The sequence below is a fragment of the Bacillus sp. FSL R9-9410 genome, assembly GCF_038050385.1.
Taxonomy (GTDB): domain Bacteria; phylum Bacillota; class Bacilli; order Bacillales; family Bacillaceae_G; genus Bacillus_A; species Bacillus_A cereus_U.
Genome location: NZ_JBBOTV010000002.1, coordinates 326,140 through 342,313, shown reverse-complemented (window position 1 = coordinate 342,313; position 16,174 = coordinate 326,140). Strand labels below are relative to the sequence as shown.

The window sequence follows — 16,174 nt, the reverse complement described above, 5'->3', positions numbered from 1 at the left end:
TGCCAGCAAGAGATGAAAGGACTATTTAAAGGGTTAAAATATACGCTTAGTAATTTGAGTAAGAAAAAGGTGACGTATGATTATCCAAATCAACCGTTGCCATTACCAGACCGTTTTCGAGGTATTCAAAAGTTTTATCCAGAGAAATGTATTGTTTGTAATCAGTGTTCCAACATTTGTCCGACAGATTGCATTCAATTAACAGGAAAAAAACATCCTGATCCTACGAAAAAAGGGAAAATTATCGACACGTATGATATTAATTTTGAAATTTGTATTCTTTGCGATTTATGTACAGAAGTTTGCCCGACAGAGGCGATTGTAATGACAAATAACTTTGAACTCGCAGAGTATTCACGTGATGATTTATTTAAAAATTTGCAGTGGCTTGACGAGAACGACGAGAACGTCAGGAAGGAGAATAAAGCATGAATGGCGAGTTTGTAGCTTTCTTTATATTATCCTTGTCTGCGATTATAGGCGGCGTTCTTATGCTGAATTTAACGAAAGTAATGCATATGATGCTGGCCCTTGTGCTTACGTTCCTTAGCATTGCGGGTTTGTACTTTCTCTTATCAGCCGAATTTATCGGAGTTGCACAAATTTTACTTTACTCTGGTGCAATCACTATTATTATGATTTTTGGCATTATGTTAACGAAACATAATGCGGAAAATGAATCGCGCCTTACTCTTCGAAAATGGATTATCTTCTTTGCGGTTGTAGCATTTGGAGCAGTTATGTATTTCGCTGTTAATAGTATCGATTTTTCAAATCAAAGCACACAAGGAAGTTTACCTCTCCATGAAAACAACACACTTCAAATCGGTACACTTCTCTATTCAAAATATATTATTCCATTTGAGTTAACCTCAGTTCTTTTACTTGTAGCACTTGTAGGAGCGATTATCCTTGCGAAGAAGGATGAGGGAGAGGAGGATTCCCATGAGTAGCGTTCCAGCTTCTGCGTATTTAACACTTGCGATTATTTTGTTTTGCATCGGCTTATTTGGAGCTTTAACAAAGCGAAATACAGTAATTGTATTAGTTTGTATCGAATTGATGCTAAACGCGGCCAATTTAAATTTAGTAGCGTTTAGTAAATTAGGCTTGTTTCCGAATTTAACAGGACAAATTTTTTCGCTGTTTACGATGTCTGTAGCGGCGGCGGAGGCAGCGGTAGGTCTTGCAATTTTGATTGCTTTGTACCGTAATCGCCCGACAGTTCATGTAGATGAGATGGATACGCTCAAAGGATAGCATTGTGACCGAAAAGGGGGAAGGAAACAATGATCGATTATGCATGGCTCATACCGCTTTTCCCGCTTGTTTCGTTTTTGTTACTTATTGTGTTCGGGAAGAAAATTAGAGAGGGAAGTAGTGTACTAGGTATTTTCTTTACCTTTCTCTCCTTTATATCCGCGGTAGTGGTACTAATAGAACGGTTTTCATCCGAGGCAGTGAAGCATAAGTGGGTATGGCTTAGGGTAGGAGATATAGATATATCATTTGGTTTTGAAGTTACCGCATTAGGAGCTTTAATGTTGTTTATCGTTACGCTTGTGAGTTTTCTTGTACATGTGTACTCAAAAGGTTATATGAAAGGTGACGCCAGATTATCAACCTTTTATGCATATTTAGGGCTTTTTACATTTGCGATGCTTGGGCTAGTTATATCGACGAATTTATTACAGCTTTATATATTTTGGGAGTTAGTCGGCCTTGGTTCGTTTTTACTTATCGGTTTTTATTTCTTTAAAGAAGAAGCGAAAGCTGCTGCGAAAAAGGCTTTTATTATGACACGCATTGGGGATGTTGGGCTATTTATTGGGATGATTTTAATTTTTTGGCACGCAGGTAGTTTTGAATATGACGCGATTTTTAAAGCGATTCATACGGGCGACCTCTCTCCTTCTATGATTACAATAACGGCGATATTAATTTTTATCGGTGCGATGGGGAAATCGGGTCAGTTCCCGCTTCATACATGGTTGCCAGATGCAATGGAAGGACCGACGCCTGTTTCGGCGCTTATTCATGCGGCAACGATGGTTGCAGCCGGCGTATATTTAGTAGCGACGATGTTCCCGCTATTTTCAGCAAGTGCGGTAGCGATGCAAACTGTGGCAATCGTTGGGGCTTTCACCGCAATCTTTGCGGCCTCTATTGGTCTAGTGCAAACTGATATTAAGAGGGTTCTTGCTTACTCTACAGTTAGTCAGCTCGGGTATATGATGCTTGCGCTAGGCTCTGCTGGTTATGTAGCTGGTATCTTTCACTTAACGACACACGCCTTTTTTAAAGCATTACTGTTCCTAGCAGCAGGAAGTGTAATTCATGCAGTCCATACGCAAAACATTAATAAAATGGGCGGTTTACAGAAAAAGATGAAAGTAACCGGTGCACTATTTTTAATAGCCACACTTGCAATTAGTGGTGTTCCTCTTCTTTCCGGATTTTTTAGTAAAGATGAAATTTTAGCGGCGGCTTGGATGAATGGCAATTACTTTCTATTCGTTTTAGCAGTAATTGCGGCATTTCTAACAGCATTTTATATGTTCCGTTTATACTTTCTTGTCTTTACAGGGGAAACGAAGACGAAGGAAGAGGTGCATGAATCGCCTCGCACCATGACGTATCCGATGATTGTCCTTGGTGTTCTTGCGGTAGTGGCAGGCTATATAAATACACCGTGGTTCGGAACGTTTCTTGGGGATTGGCTGACGAAAGATATAGGATTCCAGGTGAAGGAAGTGCATGGACCTGTTTGGATTATGGTTGTTGCGACGCTCGTTTCATTCGCTGGAATTGCTCTCGCATATTTCATATATGGTAAGAAATCTATCTCTAGAGATTGGGCCGGCGGAGAAGGGACGCCTCTTTATAACCTTTTGAAAAAAAAATATTATGTGGATGAACTATACAATGTGACGGTGCTTCCTATTACGAAAGGAATCGCTCATGTGCTTCGCTTATTTGAAGTATACGTTGTAGAAGGAATCGCAGTTTTAATTGTTGGACTCGTTAAAGGTATGAGTGGCCTAGGATCACGGCTTCAAAACGGGAATGTACAAGTGTATGGAACTGTAACAGCAGTTTCGCTCGCAGTGCTCCTAATTATTTTGTTATATACGGGAGGGGATTTACGGTGAATGGATTGCTATTAACGTTCTTCATTTTTTCCCCACTTTTAGGAATTCTCTTGCTTTTATTAACGCCGAAACGAGAATCGCGTACAGTACAGGCGCTTGGTTTATTCGGAACGGCGCTTCCATTTGGAATTGCTATCGTCCTCGCTTGTACATACGCTTCAGGAAAGAGTTTATCGATATTTGATGAAAAAGTGAAATGGATTAAATTTGGGGATTTCACAGCAGTGGACAAAAGGTGGTTTTCAATTTATTACGAGCTTGGTATTGATGGTTTATCGCTTGTAATGATGGTGCTCACAGCCCTTCTAGCGATGCTCGCAGCTATTGCGGCATTTTCTATTAAAAGAAATTTGAAAGCATTCTACATGCTGTTACTCATGTTAGAAATAGGCATGCTCGGTGTCTTCGCTGCTCAAAATTTAATACTGTTCTTCATCTTCTTTGAAATTACGTTGCCGCCAATGTTTTTATTAATTGGCAAGTGGGGGAAATTGTCGAGTGAAAAGGCTGCATATAGTTATTTAATATATAACGGTATTGGATCAGCTATTTTACTTATCGTTTTCTCGGTTTTATTTGCAAAAACAGGTACGACAAATATTACGGAGCTTAAAGAAATATTAACGAGTGTAGGTGCTGGGGGAGGAATGGCCGTCTCAAGTGGCTTACAGTTCGGCTTGTTTCTTGCCATAATGATTGCTTTTGCAATTAAACTCCCTGTTTTCCCTTTGCATCGCTGGATGGTCAATGTACACATAGAAGCGCATCCTGCTGTAGTTATGCTTCATGCGGGGGTTTTGCTGAAGATTGGCGCATACGGTATTGTTCGCTTCGGGAAAGGATTATTCCCAGAATATTTTCGTGATTTTGCAACGCTAATCGCGATTTTAGGGGTAATTAATTTATTGTATGGGGCCTTTCTAGCACTCATCCAAACGGACTTTAGAAAGGTACTTGCTTACTCTAGTATTTCGCATATGGGCATTGTATTAATGGGTCTTGCGGCGTTAAATGCACCAGGTACACAAGGGGCGCTGTTCCAAGTTGTGTCTCACGGTTTAATTGCGGCCTTACTCTTCTTCTTGCTTGGCATTATTGAAGAGCGTTTCGGGACTTCGGATATTACAGCACTTGGTGGACTTGCAAAAAGTGTTCCGGTGCTTAGCGGTTTCTTCCTAGCGGGCGGTATGGCATCGCTTGGAATGCCAGGGATGTCTGGATTTGTTAGCGAATTCCTTGCCTTTCTCGGTTTATTCCAAGGGAAACCAGTCATTGCCGCCGCCGGTGTACTCGGAATTATTTTAACCGCTGTATACGTATTAAGAGCGACACTTCAAGTGACATTTGGTAAGAAAGAATGGGAAGTGAAATCTGATATACACGGATGGGAATACGTTCCTATTATAGTGCTTATCGTTTGTATTATTGCAATTGGCGTAATGCCAGAACTACTAGGGGATCCACTTCAAACTACATTGAAAACATTGGGGGTGAAGTAGGATGGATATGAACACATTACTTAGCTTATCATGGCATCTCATGGTACCAGAATTCATTATTCTCGGGGCTGCCATCCTTCTTTCCATATGTGATTTATTTTTTAAGCTGAACCATAGGTACGTAGCGATTGGTGCAATTGCCGCTGCCCTGTTAGCGATAGTGTCATTAATTTCGCTATACAGCGAACCGGCAGGAGATATTTTAAATGGGTCGTTTGTGTTAGATGGATTTTCAAAAGGATTTAAAACGTTGTTATTAGGCGGAGCAGCTCTCATTTTATGTATGGCAATGAGCGATGATGAGAAGGAGCCTATTCAAGATAAGGGAGAATATTATTATTTAATTTTAATGGCGCTTCTTGGAGCGATGTTCATGGCTTCAAGTGTTGATTTCATTACATTGTTCGTTGGTTTAGAACTACTTTCGCTTTCTTCGTATATTCTAGTAGGAATCCGAAAGAGAAACCGCGCATCAAATGAGGCAGCGATGAAATACGTCATTAACGGAGGAATTGGAACAGCAATTACACTCTTTGGAATGAGTTATTTATACGGTATTACAGGGTCGACCAACATAGTGGAAATGCAAAAGGCATTTACGCAAGAGTTGGCTGGTGGCATTCAATTATTGTTAGCTCTCGCATTTCTACTACTGCTCGTTGGGCTCTCGTTCAAAATTGCAACAGTGCCGTTTCATATGTGGGCACCAGATGTGTATGAGGGAGCGGCTACACCTGTCACAGCTTTCCTCGGAACGATTTCTAAAATTGCTGGATTTCTACTCATTACGCGTTTGTTTCTTATGGTGTTTGCAGGCGTGGCAGTCCAAGGAGACGCACAATCTTTGTACGGGCGTATGAGTATATACATTGCTGTACTAGCGAGTATTACGATGATTGTTGGGAATGTAGTAGCATTAAAGCAATACAACGTAAAACGTCTATTTGCCTATTCAGGTATCGCGCATGCTGGGTATTTGCTAGTCCCCCTTGTAGCGCTATCACAGTTTACGATGGATAGTATGTGGTTTTATATGCTTGCATATATGCTTATGAATATAGGAGCATTTGCAATCATCCACGGATTAATCTTACAAAATGATAAGGAAAATATGACGATTTTTACAGGGTTATATAAGCGATCCCCCTTTACAGCTATAGTGATGACGATCTTTATTTTATCGTTAGCTGGAATACCGGGGACAGCAGGTTTCATCGGGAAAATTAACATCTTTTTAGGGGCACTTCATGTTGAACCTGCTCATTACGTATTAGTTTCTATTATGATGGGAACAACAGTTATTTCATTCATATATTACTTCCGGATATTACAGCAAATGTTTTTCCGCACGGGAGAGACAGAAGAAAAGCTTCGGTTACCGTTAAATATAAAGATTGTCATGAGTCTTTGCGCAATTTCGATTGTAATACTGGGGATTATGCCGATGATTGGTTACAATTTCTTCTATGAATATTTTCCATTAATGAAAGATTTCTTCTTCTTAGGGAACGTGGTACAATAGTAAAAATAAAAGGTGTAGAGTCCGTACTCTACGCTTTTTATTTTGGAGTAACAGCAAATGAAAACACCTATAGGTATATGTTTTTTAACAGAAAATTACGATGTAAAATGTAAGATGCTTATTTGCGTGTGAAAAAGTGTGGCTCCTACTTATTTATGGTATCGTTTTTTACGTTTTGCGTAAGTAGTAGCCAAGCAAAAAAAGGGGTCGATTTTTTGGCACATCTTTTAGGGCAACAAGCACTGATTGCCATTGTTTCACATTTATTATTTATTACCATTACGTGGTGGGCCTTACAAGGTATTCACATTGAGCGCTTAATGAAATCTGGGAAAGTGATGCAGACGAGAGTATTACTCATCCTAATTACAATTACAATTGGGACATCTGTAAGTAACTTTTTTCTTGATTATTTAGGCTATTCAAAGAGTTTAACGTATTTAGTAAAGTAAGTGTATAGAACCTCATATCTCCGTTAACAATGGGGATAGGAGGGGATGAAATTGAAGTTTAAAGCCATTCTTATCGTTATCGTAAGTGTTGTTTTATTTTTGGTTGGATATAGAGAGATGAAACCTATAAGCGATGAACAGAAAATGGAGAGCATGATTGCAGCTTTAGAGAAGAACGATGCAAAAGTAGAGCGGTGGTCATGGTTAGCGCGAGAAACGAAAACAATTTCTAATATACATACGTTTCAAAAACTGTTAAACGATGTGAAGGAAGAGGCAAACATCGAAAGTTGGGAATTAGAACAATCTCCAGATGGATATAAGGCTACATCCTATAAAAAATCTTCTTCACATGAAGAACGAATAGTAGTAACTTGGAGTAAGGAAAATACTAAAGAAAACACTTTTATTATTTTTGAAGTGAGCGGGGCGAAATGGGACCCGAAGTACGTTCAGAACATGGATAAAATTTTTAGTGAAAAACCTATAATTTACACTTGTGTTCAAGGTGTACTGAATGATAAGATTGAAGGTGTTTTGCAAAATAAAACCAATCAGGTTTTGAAAGATCTTTCAGCAAGAGCGATCGAGCAGATAGAAGAAAGAGCATTTGTATCAGTCTCCGCATATAATAAAAAGTGGAATGACGCTCTTTCAACAAATAGAGAGAAAATAAATGTGCAAATAGCAATACGTTCTACAAACAACAAAGATACAATTGTGGTTGGCACACCGATCATAACTTCTGAGTATTGAGTGAATAGATACTGAAAAAAGGACACGGAGGGGAATAATTTGGAAAAGATCATCGTCCGTGGCGGAAAGCGGTTAAGCGGCACAGTGCGTGTTGAGGGCGCAAAAAATGCTGTATTACCTATAATCGCTGCAGCCCTATTAGCGAGTGACGGAAAGAATGTACTATCTGAAGTACCAGTATTATCTGATGTATACACAATTAACGAGGTATTACGTCATTTAAATGCTGAAGTCGTATTTGAAAATAACCAAGTAACAATCGATTCTTCTAAAGAATTAAACATTGAAGCACCATTTGAGTATGTACGTAAGATGCGTGCATCTGTTCAAGTAATGGGACCATTATTAGCACGTAACGGTCGTGCTCGTATTGCACTTCCTGGTGGATGTGCAATTGGTTCACGTCCAATTGACCAACATTTAAAAGGCTTCGAAGCAATGGGAGCGAAAGTAAAAGTTGGTAACGGATTTGTTGAGGCACACGTAGAGGGAGAACTAAAAGGAGCTAAAATTTATTTAGACTTCCCAAGCGTAGGCGCAACAGAAAACATTATGTCTGCAGCTACATTAGCAAAAGGGACAACAGTCCTTGAAAACGCAGCGAAAGAGCCAGAAATCGTTGACTTAGCTAACTTCTTAAATGCAATGGGAGCGAAAGTACGCGGAGCTGGAACTGGAACGATTCGTATTGAAGGCGTTGAGAAATTATATGGTGCAAACCACCCTATTATTCCTGACCGTATTGAAGCAGGAACATTCATGGTTGCAGCGGCAATTACAGGTGGAGACATCTTAATTGAAAATGCTGTGCCTGAACATTTACGCTCAATTACAGCGAAAATGGAAGAAATGGGTGTTAAAATTATTGAGGAAAATGAAGGTGTACGTGTTATCGGCCCAGATAAGTTAAAAGCGGTTGATATTAAAACTATGCCTCATCCAGGTTTCCCAACAGACATGCAATCACAAATGATGGCATTATTACTACATGCTGATGGAACAAGTATGATTACAGAAACGGTATTCGAAAACCGCTTTATGCACGTTGAAGAATTCCGTCGTATGAATGCTGATATTAAAATCGAAGGTCGTTCTGTAATTATGAACGGTCCAAGTAGCTTACAAGGTGCTGAAGTAGGCGCAACTGATTTACGTGCTGCAGCAGCATTAATCTTAGCTGGTTTAGTATCAGAAGGTTATACTCGTGTAACAGAGTTAAAACATCTTGACCGTGGTTATGTAGATTTCCATAAGAAATTAGCTGCATTAGGTGCAACTATTGAACGTGTAAACGAAAAAGTAGAAGAAGTGAAAGAACAAGAAGTTTCTGATCTTCACGCTTAATTAAAATAGTCTCTATGTCTTTTGACGTAGAGGCTATTTTTTTTTGGGTTATTACTGTTATAGTCAATAAATTCTATACTTATGCACGTCTCAGTGAAAATATTTAGAAAATTTTATTTTTATTCCGCTATTTGCGTTCAATAAGACCCCAACCTCATTAAAGTTTCACTTTATATCGATACCCCCAAGTATGTTCTAAAAAATCCCGTAGTTCCATAAGAATGAAAGGAATCCAACTTTATCCCGCATTAACGGTCAGTAAAACTCCCACCTCAAAATTCGGCTGAAGCAAAGAAGTTAAGTGGGAGTCGGGCTGCCCGTAAATGCCCGATTGGTTCAACTAATAATCAGTGGGGATGAACAAAACCCCCCACTGATTAAAGTTTCACTTTATATTGGGGGAATAGGATGAAATTTTCAAAGCCACTTTTCATTACAGTAGCGCTCCTAATAGCGCTCGTTATCATTGTACCTGCTGCTCTTGTTATTCCGTTTGCGAAAGCAAAAGTAGGGGAAGAAGCAGCTTCTAAAACTCCTCCAGCGATAGAAAGTATACCAGCTCCAGGGAAAGTAGATACAGCGGTTCAAGTTGCTGTATACCGTGATCAGCAGAAGAAGGTAGAAACATTACCTATGGAGGAGTATGTGGCCGGTGTAGTAGCTTCTGAGATGAATGCCAGCTTTGAAATAGAGGCGCTAAAGGCGCAGGCATTAGCAGCAAGAACATTTGTAGTGCAGCGTATGCTAAGCGGTGGTAAGAAAAACAATGCGGACGTGACAGATACTGTGAAAGATCAAGTGTACAAAAGCAAAGAGGAATTGAAGAAACAATGGGGTAATAACTACGAAAGTAATTTAAAGAAAATTGAGGAAGCCGTTTCGAAAACCGCAGGACAAGTTTTAACGTATGAGGGAAAACCAATTTCAGCATCCTTCTTCTCAACGAGTAACGGCCGAACAGAAAATGCAGCTGATTATTGGGGAAATGATTATCCGTACTTAAAGAGTGTAGATAGTCCGTGGGATCAAGCCTCTCCAAAATTTACGAGTGAGCAAAAATTCACAGTAGCCGATTTTCAAAAACGTCTCGGTGTGAAAATACTTGCGGACGGAAAGGTCGGTAATATTAAAGACCTTACGGAAGGAAAGCGAGTAAAGGATGTAGCCTTTCAAGGAAAAACATTAACAGGAAAACAAGTTCGTGAAAAGTTAGATTTACGCTCCTCAGACTTTACGTGGAAACAAGAAGGAGATAACATCACTGTTACGACGAAAGGTTTCGGCCACGGCGTTGGTATGAGCCAGTACGGTGCGAATGGTATGGCAGGGGAAGGTAAGAAATATACAGAGATAGTCGCTCATTACTATAAAGGCGTTGAAATAAAGACGATGAATGAGTATGAAGGGAAATTGATGGTGAAAAAATAGGCTGTAGGATTGGACGTATAGTGATTTTTCGACATAGTAAAAAAGGAGCTAATTTAAACTAGCTCCTTTTTGTTCTGTTTAAAATATCATAATTTCCCATTATTTGTTTGGTATAATGAACTAAAAAACATTTGGGGGAGACAGAATGGCGTTACTGGAGTTGAGACAGTTAGGGAAGACAAACCAGTTACCAGCAATTGAGCTGGAGGTTGGAAAAGGACAATGTGTTGTTTTGCAGTGCAATAATCATACAGCTAAAGTTTTGCACCGTATTATTATCGGAGAAGAAGAAGCATCTTCGGGAAGTGTGTTATTTGAAGGAGAACAGATTGGAAAGAAGGTGTATTCACGTATTGGCTTTTGTTTTCTGAAAGATGAGGCATACGACCGTTTGAAGGTAAAAGAATACTTCAAGTTCTTATTAGGGCTGTATGAATCAAATATGAGTGTAGAAGAAGTGGTCCAATACGTCGGACTTCTAGATAAGTTAAACGTTAAAATAGAAAAATTGTCATTTTCAGAGAAACGCCGTCTTCATATGGGGCGTGTTATGATTCATAATCCAGATTTAGTTATTTTGGAAGAGCCGGAGCAAAATGTAGATACAGAGAGTACGATTATTATTCGAAAAACGATTATGAAAATGAAAGAACAAGGAAAGGCGATCTTTATTACGTCTTCCTTCTTATCGGATGCCCTTTCGCTGACAGAAGATGTATACATATTAAACAACGATGGTGTGAAAAAGGTAGAAATAGAGCAAGAAGAAGCTGAAGAAGCCGATGAAGAAAAAGTAGTTCAAATGATTCCGCAAATGAAGTTAGAAAGAATACCAGCGAAAGTGAATGATAAAATCATTTTACTGGATCCGATGGAGATCCATTTCATTGAAACACAAAATGGAGTGACACATATTCATGTGCGCGAAGGTGATTTCGTATGTGCATTAACATTAAGTGAACTAGAAGTGAGATTAACAGGATTCGGATTTTTTAGATGTCATCGCTCATACCTCGTTAATTTACAAAGAGTACGAGAAGTTATTACGTGGACACGAAATAGTTTTAGTTTAATTTTGGATGATGAACGGAAAAGCTCCATTCCGCTTTCGAAAGGACGAATGGATGAATTAAAAGGTGTAATTGGGCTATGAAAAACGCTCCAATAAGCTCAAAATAGGATTCATTCACCGGTAAAAATACTCCTTTTACCGGTATTTTACTGCGTAATCCCTTTGTTTTTCATATGATTGAGTCAAGAAAAGTGAAACAAACAAATCGAAACTTGCGAAAGCGAATTTCATCTATAAAAAGAAAAACAAAGGGGATAACGAAATGACATTGGCAATTGAAATGAAAGATGTAATGAAAAGTTTCGATGGAAAAACGGCACTCCGAAATGTAAATATTGAGGTGAAGCAAGGAGAAATTTTTGGATTCCTCGGACCGAGCGGATCTGGTAAAACAACAACAGTAAAGATTTTAACTTCTCAATTGCTTCATAGTGTTGGAACAGTAAGAGTATTAGGTAAAGATATTACAGGACCAAGTAGCATCGATTACAAACGAATTGGTATTTTAACAGACAACAGCGGCTTATACGAACGACTTAGCATCTATGATAACTTACTACTATTTTGTGACTTATACGATTGTAAAAAAGAAAGAATCGATGAAGTACTAGCACAAGTGAACTTATTGGATGATAAAAAAACACAAGTGAAAAAATTATCAAAAGGAATGAAGCAGCGCGTAACATTAGCAAGAGCAATTCTTCATAAACCAGATATCCTCTTCTTAGACGAACCAACATCTGCACTTGATCCAGTAAACGTACAAAACATTCATAAAATCTTAAAAGACTTAAATAAAGAAGGAACTACGATCTTCTTAACGACGCACAATATGGATGAAGCAGAGACGCTTTGTAACCGGATTGCCTTTCTATGTAGCGGAGAAATAGTAGCACTTGATACACCAGAAAACCTTCGTCTGCAATACGCGAAAGATCAAATACAAGTCGTATTAAAAGATAAGAAAAAAGAAACAGTACAAAAAGACGAATTAGGGGCAAAACGCATTTCAGAATGGATGAAAAAAGGCGAATTACTATCGATTCATTCACACGAGCCAACGTTAGGCGATATCTTTATTGAAGTTACTGGGAGGGGATTATAATGACATTTTCAATGAGACGATTTTCAGCTATTTTTCGGAAAGAGGTACAGGATTTTAAAACGAATTCACAAACTTTAATTATGATGGTAATGCCGCTTGTCTTTTCGCTATTATTTAGTCGCTCAGATAATATGAGAGAAGTTGGGGCAAGCACGTTAACTGCGATGGCTTTAGTTATGGTTGGAGGCTTTGTACAGGCGATGCTCATCGCTGAAGAAAAGGAAAAAAATACGCTTCGTGTTCTTATGCTATCACCAGCATCATCTATTGAAGTATTAATTGGTAAAAGTTCATTAACGGGTATGATTACAGTTGCGATTTGTTTTATTAATCTACTTATTTTAGGTAAATTAGAAGGGAATATTGCACTATTATTACTTATCTTTGTTCTTGGAATGCTACTATTTAACCTCATTGGTACTTGTATTGGATTATTAGCTCAAAATGTACCACAAACATCAACAATCGGATTACCGATATTAATGACATTTCTTTTCGGTGATTTAATTGAGATGTATGTGAAGAATGAAACGGTTACAAAAATAGTCGATTATTTACCAACTCGTCATATCGGCCTTGCAGTTAGTAGTGTAATAAAAGGAGAAGGTTTTAGTGCAATTACTAGTAATTTATTGAATATAACAATTTGGTTAGTTGCAGTACTTGTTATTACACTCTTCGTGTATAGAAAGAAACAAATGGACTAAAAGCTGAGCCAAAAGTGCTCAGTTTTTTCTTTTTTCATCATTTCCTCGGAAATTCTGCAATTCTTATACATATTTTTACAGATTTTGTCGAAAAGTAATTAGTTATAGGTTGTATAGGATGAGTGAATATTGTTCAAAATGATTGCTGAGGTGATGATGGAATGCGAGGAAGAAATAGTAAAAAGTCACAAAAGGTAGTACATTTATTTCAAAAAAGATGGGTGTTTCCGGCACTATACATTGCTTGTGCGGCGGTAATCTTAATGGTTGCGCTATGGTTCCAGGGAGCTAATCCAAAGAAAGCTCCGAACCAAGATCAAGCAACACCGTATACACAAACGGAAAATCCAGCAGTACCGGTAACAAAATCTTCAGAAGTAGTGAAAATGCCAGCTGCAGTAAATGCAGAAGTAGTAGTACAGAAGAAATTCTATGAAGATGCAGCATCAGAGGCGGAACAAGAAAAAGCACTTGTTTTTTATAACAACACATATTCCCCGAATAAAGGGATCGACATTGCTGCGAAAAACGGAAAAGAATTTGATGTTACAGCTGCTTTAAGTGGTACAGTAACGAAAGCTGAAAAAGATTCACTTCTTGGTTATGTTGTAACAGTAGATAGTGGAAATGGTGTGGCAGCATCTTATCAAAGCTTAGGCAGTGTGAAAGTAGAAAAAGGTGCAAGAGTTGCGCAAGGTGAAGTGTTAGGAAAATCAGGTCTAAATGCAATGAATAAAGATGCAGGTTCTTACGTTCACTTTGAAGTACGTAAAGACAATGTGGCTGTGAACCCTGAGCGTTATTTAAATAAATCAGTAGCAGAAATTAAAGCTGATGCAGGTGCTGCAAAGGCGACAAATGCTTCTGGTAAAAAAGCTGATGATAAATCTCAAAAAGAAGAAAAGTCAACAAGCACGAAACCAGAAAATAAAACAGAAGATAAGTCTCAAAAAGAAGAGAAATCAACAAGCGGTTCGACTAGTGATAAAGAGACGAACGGCAAACAAGATGAGAAATCTCAAAAAGAAGAAAAATCAACGAATGGTTCTACAGAATCATCTAACGGTTCTTCTTCTCAAGAATAATAAAGTGAAAAAATCAGTTCTCATTAGGAGAGCTGATTTTTTCATTTTCATATAAAAATAATCAATTTCGAGAAAAAAGTTGCAATAACAAGGAAAAATGACGAGATTCTCGAATATATATTACAAAAGGGAGGGGATACTGTGTCATTTTTATCTGTTCTGTCGATTGCTATCATTTTATTGTTTGTTTTATTCGCTTTATATTATTATATTGCCGGTAAGAAAGAAGTCCCCCACCATCAGTTGTTAGAAGAAGAGTATGAAAGAGAAGAGTGACACCTTTTACAAAGAGGTGTCACTTTTTTTCGCCATAATTGTCATTGTTAACGTATTTCTCACAAAAAAACGTAATTTTTCTTAACTTAGTCCGCAAAAATAGTGAACATGTAGCATATATCAGTAGTGCGGGCAATACAATGGTATAAACCAATGCAAAGAGAGTGTTTGAGGTGAGAAATCGTGAATCATTTCATTATAAATCCAAGAATGTTTAACGCTTACAAACAGCACTCACATTTACTTCATAGTCGTATGCAGCGAGTCTCATTTCACACTTCTCACATCCAATTTAGGGAGGCGAGTGGTGTGCACGATTACATCAAAGAGAGAACTATCAAGATTGGCAAGTATATCGTGGAGACAAGAAAGACAGTGCGTGTAATCGCAAAGGAATTTGGGGTATCAAAGAGTACAGTCCATAAAGATTTAACAGAACGTCTACCAGAAATTAATCCAGAGCTCGCAAATGAAGTGAAAGAAATTCTTGATTATCATAAGTCTATTCGTCATTTAAGAGGGGGAGAAGCAACAAAGCAAAAGTATCGAAAAGAAGATACAGAAAATCCTGTGCGCCAATAAATCTAAAATAGCAAACATTCCTTGCGAATTCGGTAATATTTTTCAGAAGAATTCTTTTTGCGAATATTACGTTTCTGTTAAATTTATGATAAAATCAGAAATTAGGTGTAAAAGAATTCGGGTGTAACCTGATTTTGAATATCGAGGAGGAAATGACGGGAATGTTTGCGCGAGATATCGGAATTGACCTAGGTACGGCTAACGTATTAATTCATGTTAAAGGTAAGGGTGTTGTATTAAATGAGCCATCTGTTGTGGCAATTGATCGTAATAGTGGAAAAGTATTAGCAGTAGGTGAAGAAGCAAGAAGTATGGTGGGACGTACACCTGGTAATATTGTAGCAATTCGTCCGCTTAAAGATGGTGTAATCGCAGATTTCGAAATTACAGAAGCAATGTTAAAATATTTCATTAACAAATTGGACGTGAAGAGCTTCTTTTCAAAACCTCGCATTTTAATTTGCTGTCCAACAAATATCACATCTGTAGAGCAAAAGGCAATTCGTGAGGCTGCTGAACGTTCAGGTGGTAAAACAGTATTTTTAGAAGAAGAACCAAAAGTAGCCGCAGTTGGTGCTGGCATGGAAATCTTCCAGCCAAGCGGAAACATGGTTGTTGATATTGGTGGAGGTACAACAGATATTGCCGTACTTTCTATGGGTGATATTGTTACCTCTTCCTCTATCAAAATGGCTGGCGATAAGTTTGATATGGAAATCTTAAACTACGTTAAACGTAAGTATAAGTTATTAATTGGAGAACGTACTTCAGAAAATATTAAAATTAAAGTTGGTACAGTATTCCCAGGTGCACGTAGTGAAGAACTTGAAATTCGCGGACGTGACATGGTAACAGGTTTACCACGTACAATTACAGTATGTTCTGAAGAAATTACAGAAGCACTAAAAGAAGACGCAGCTATCATTGTACAAGCTGCAAAAGGCGTACTAGAGCGTACACCACCAGAACTATCTGCGGACATTATCGACCGTGGTGTTATTCTAACAGGCGGTGGAGCTTTATTACACGGTATCGACATGCTTCTAGCAGAAGAATTAAAGGTACCAGTATTAATCGCTGAAAACCCAATGCAATGTGTTGCTATTGGTACAGGTATTATGTTAGAGAATATCGATAAATTACCACGTCGTGCATTGAAATAAAGTGAGAAAGAGCTAAGGGAAAACCTTAGTT

17 protein-coding genes are annotated in these 16,174 nt (G+C 38.3%); all 17 read left to right on the top strand.

Translation table 11 applies throughout. The features are described 5' to 3' along the window. Positions 1 to 12: 12 nt before the first annotated feature. The 17 genes from nuoI (at position 13) to MKX77_RS25625 (ending at position 16,143) form a co-directional block, all read left to right on the top strand. Entirely contained in the window at positions 13 to 432 is a 420-nt protein-coding gene (gene nuoI / locus MKX77_RS25705) for an NADH-quinone oxidoreductase subunit NuoI (RefSeq protein ID WP_000677191.1), read from the top strand. Further along, positions 429 to 953 carry an NADH-quinone oxidoreductase subunit J gene (locus tag MKX77_RS25700; protein WP_204209441.1) on the top strand — a complete coding sequence of 175 codons (525 nt, stop codon included), beginning with the start codon at positions 429 to 431 and terminating at the stop codon, positions 951 to 953. Before nuoI ends, MKX77_RS25700 begins: the two co-directional genes overlap by 4 nt. Further along, positions 946 to 1,260 (top strand): NADH-quinone oxidoreductase subunit NuoK, encoded by a 315-nt coding sequence (gene nuoK / locus MKX77_RS25695; protein WP_000100081.1) that lies wholly within the window; start codon positions 946 to 948, stop codon positions 1,258 to 1,260. The genes MKX77_RS25700 and nuoK overlap by 8 nt, the downstream gene beginning before the upstream one ends. Positions 1,261 to 1,289: 29 nt before the next feature. Beyond that, on the top strand, positions 1,290 to 3,152 hold the full coding sequence (gene nuoL / locus MKX77_RS25690; protein WP_341308157.1) for an NADH-quinone oxidoreductase subunit L: 1,863 nt from the start codon (positions 1,290 to 1,292) through the stop codon (positions 3,150 to 3,152). After that, positions 3,149 to 4,651, top strand: a complete 1,503-nt coding sequence (locus tag MKX77_RS25685) for an NADH-quinone oxidoreductase subunit M (protein ID WP_341308156.1) — start codon at positions 3,149 to 3,151, stop codon at positions 4,649 to 4,651. The genes nuoL and MKX77_RS25685 overlap by 4 nt, the downstream gene beginning before the upstream one ends. A gap of 7 nt (positions 4,652 to 4,658) precedes the next feature. After that, a complete protein-coding gene (nuoN, locus tag MKX77_RS25680; RefSeq protein WP_341308255.1) occupies positions 4,659 to 6,173 on the top strand; it encodes an NADH-quinone oxidoreductase subunit NuoN in 1,515 nt (504 codons plus the stop codon). Positions 6,174 to 6,388: 215 nt separating this feature from the next. Next, positions 6,389 to 6,625 carry a DUF1146 family protein gene (locus MKX77_RS25675; protein ID WP_002113021.1) on the top strand — a complete coding sequence of 79 codons (237 nt, stop codon included), beginning with the start codon at positions 6,389 to 6,391 and terminating at the stop codon, positions 6,623 to 6,625. A gap of 51 nt (positions 6,626 to 6,676) precedes the next feature. Then, complete coding sequence (locus MKX77_RS25670) at positions 6,677 to 7,381, top strand: YwmB family TATA-box binding protein (protein ID WP_215551360.1); 705 nt, start codon at positions 6,677 to 6,679, stop codon at positions 7,379 to 7,381. A 39-nt stretch (positions 7,382 to 7,420) separates the two neighbouring features. Further along, positions 7,421 to 8,725, top strand: coding sequence for a UDP-N-acetylglucosamine 1-carboxyvinyltransferase (gene murA, locus MKX77_RS25665; protein WP_002068497.1), 1,305 nt, complete (start codon positions 7,421 to 7,423; stop codon positions 8,723 to 8,725). 408 nt (positions 8,726 to 9,133) lie between these two features. Next, a complete protein-coding gene (spoIID, locus tag MKX77_RS25660) occupies positions 9,134 to 10,153 on the top strand; it encodes a stage II sporulation protein D (protein ID WP_341308155.1) in 1,020 nt (339 codons plus the stop codon). 145 nt (positions 10,154 to 10,298) lie between these two features. Further along, positions 10,299 to 11,306: a LytTR family transcriptional regulator DNA-binding domain-containing protein gene (locus MKX77_RS25655; RefSeq protein WP_341308154.1), complete on the top strand. Its 1,008-nt coding sequence runs from the start codon at positions 10,299 to 10,301 to the stop codon at positions 11,304 to 11,306. Between the two features lie 181 nt (positions 11,307 to 11,487). After that, positions 11,488 to 12,330 carry an ABC transporter ATP-binding protein gene (locus tag MKX77_RS25650; protein WP_341308153.1) on the top strand — a complete coding sequence of 281 codons (843 nt, stop codon included), beginning with the start codon at positions 11,488 to 11,490 and terminating at the stop codon, positions 12,328 to 12,330. Continuing rightward, complete coding sequence (locus MKX77_RS25645; RefSeq protein ID WP_341308152.1) at positions 12,330 to 13,037, top strand: ABC transporter permease; 708 nt, start codon at positions 12,330 to 12,332, stop codon at positions 13,035 to 13,037. Before MKX77_RS25650 ends, MKX77_RS25645 begins: the two co-directional genes overlap by 1 nt. A gap of 161 nt (positions 13,038 to 13,198) precedes the next feature. Next, a complete protein-coding gene (locus MKX77_RS25640; RefSeq protein WP_341308151.1) occupies positions 13,199 to 14,122 on the top strand; it encodes a M23 family metallopeptidase in 924 nt (307 codons plus the stop codon). Between the two features lie 141 nt (positions 14,123 to 14,263). Then, positions 14,264 to 14,398 carry a hypothetical protein gene (locus MKX77_RS25635; RefSeq protein ID WP_002016211.1) on the top strand — a complete coding sequence of 45 codons (135 nt, stop codon included), beginning with the start codon at positions 14,264 to 14,266 and terminating at the stop codon, positions 14,396 to 14,398. A 309-nt stretch (positions 14,399 to 14,707) separates the two neighbouring features. Beyond that, the gene (spoIIID, locus tag MKX77_RS25630; protein WP_002089714.1) at positions 14,708 to 14,980 is read left to right on the top strand and encodes a sporulation transcriptional regulator SpoIIID; all 273 of its coding nucleotides are present in this window, start codon (positions 14,708 to 14,710) and stop codon (positions 14,978 to 14,980) included. A 161-nt stretch (positions 14,981 to 15,141) separates the two neighbouring features. Next, complete coding sequence (locus MKX77_RS25625) at positions 15,142 to 16,143, top strand: rod shape-determining protein (protein ID WP_215554791.1); 1,002 nt, start codon at positions 15,142 to 15,144, stop codon at positions 16,141 to 16,143. Positions 16,144 to 16,174 lie beyond the last annotated feature (31 nt).

Excerpts from the sequence above, each read along its gene's own strand:
- nuoI (WP_000677191.1), top strand. The coding sequence starts at position 13 with ATGAAAGGACTATTTAAAGGGTTAAAATATACGCTTAGTAATTTGAGT.
- MKX77_RS25700 (WP_204209441.1), top strand. The coding sequence starts at position 429 with ATGAATGGCGAGTTTGTAGCTTTCTTTATATTATCCTTGTCTGCGATT.
- nuoK (WP_000100081.1), top strand. The coding sequence starts at position 946 with ATGAGTAGCGTTCCAGCTTCTGCGTATTTAACACTTGCGATTATTTTG.
- nuoL (WP_341308157.1), top strand. The coding sequence starts at position 1,290 with ATGATCGATTATGCATGGCTCATACCGCTTTTCCCGCTTGTTTCGTTT.
- nuoN (WP_341308255.1), top strand. The coding sequence starts at position 4,659 with ATGAACACATTACTTAGCTTATCATGGCATCTCATGGTACCAGAATTC.
- spoIID (WP_341308155.1), top strand. The coding sequence starts at position 9,134 with ATGAAATTTTCAAAGCCACTTTTCATTACAGTAGCGCTCCTAATAGCG.
- MKX77_RS25655 (WP_341308154.1), top strand. The coding sequence starts at position 10,299 with ATGGCGTTACTGGAGTTGAGACAGTTAGGGAAGACAAACCAGTTACCA.
- MKX77_RS25650 (WP_341308153.1), top strand. The coding sequence starts at position 11,488 with ATGACATTGGCAATTGAAATGAAAGATGTAATGAAAAGTTTCGATGGA.
- MKX77_RS25645 (WP_341308152.1), top strand. The coding sequence starts at position 12,330 with ATGACATTTTCAATGAGACGATTTTCAGCTATTTTTCGGAAAGAGGTA.
- MKX77_RS25640 (WP_341308151.1), top strand. The coding sequence starts at position 13,199 with ATGCGAGGAAGAAATAGTAAAAAGTCACAAAAGGTAGTACATTTATTT.
- MKX77_RS25625 (WP_215554791.1), top strand. The coding sequence starts at position 15,142 with ATGTTTGCGCGAGATATCGGAATTGACCTAGGTACGGCTAACGTATTA.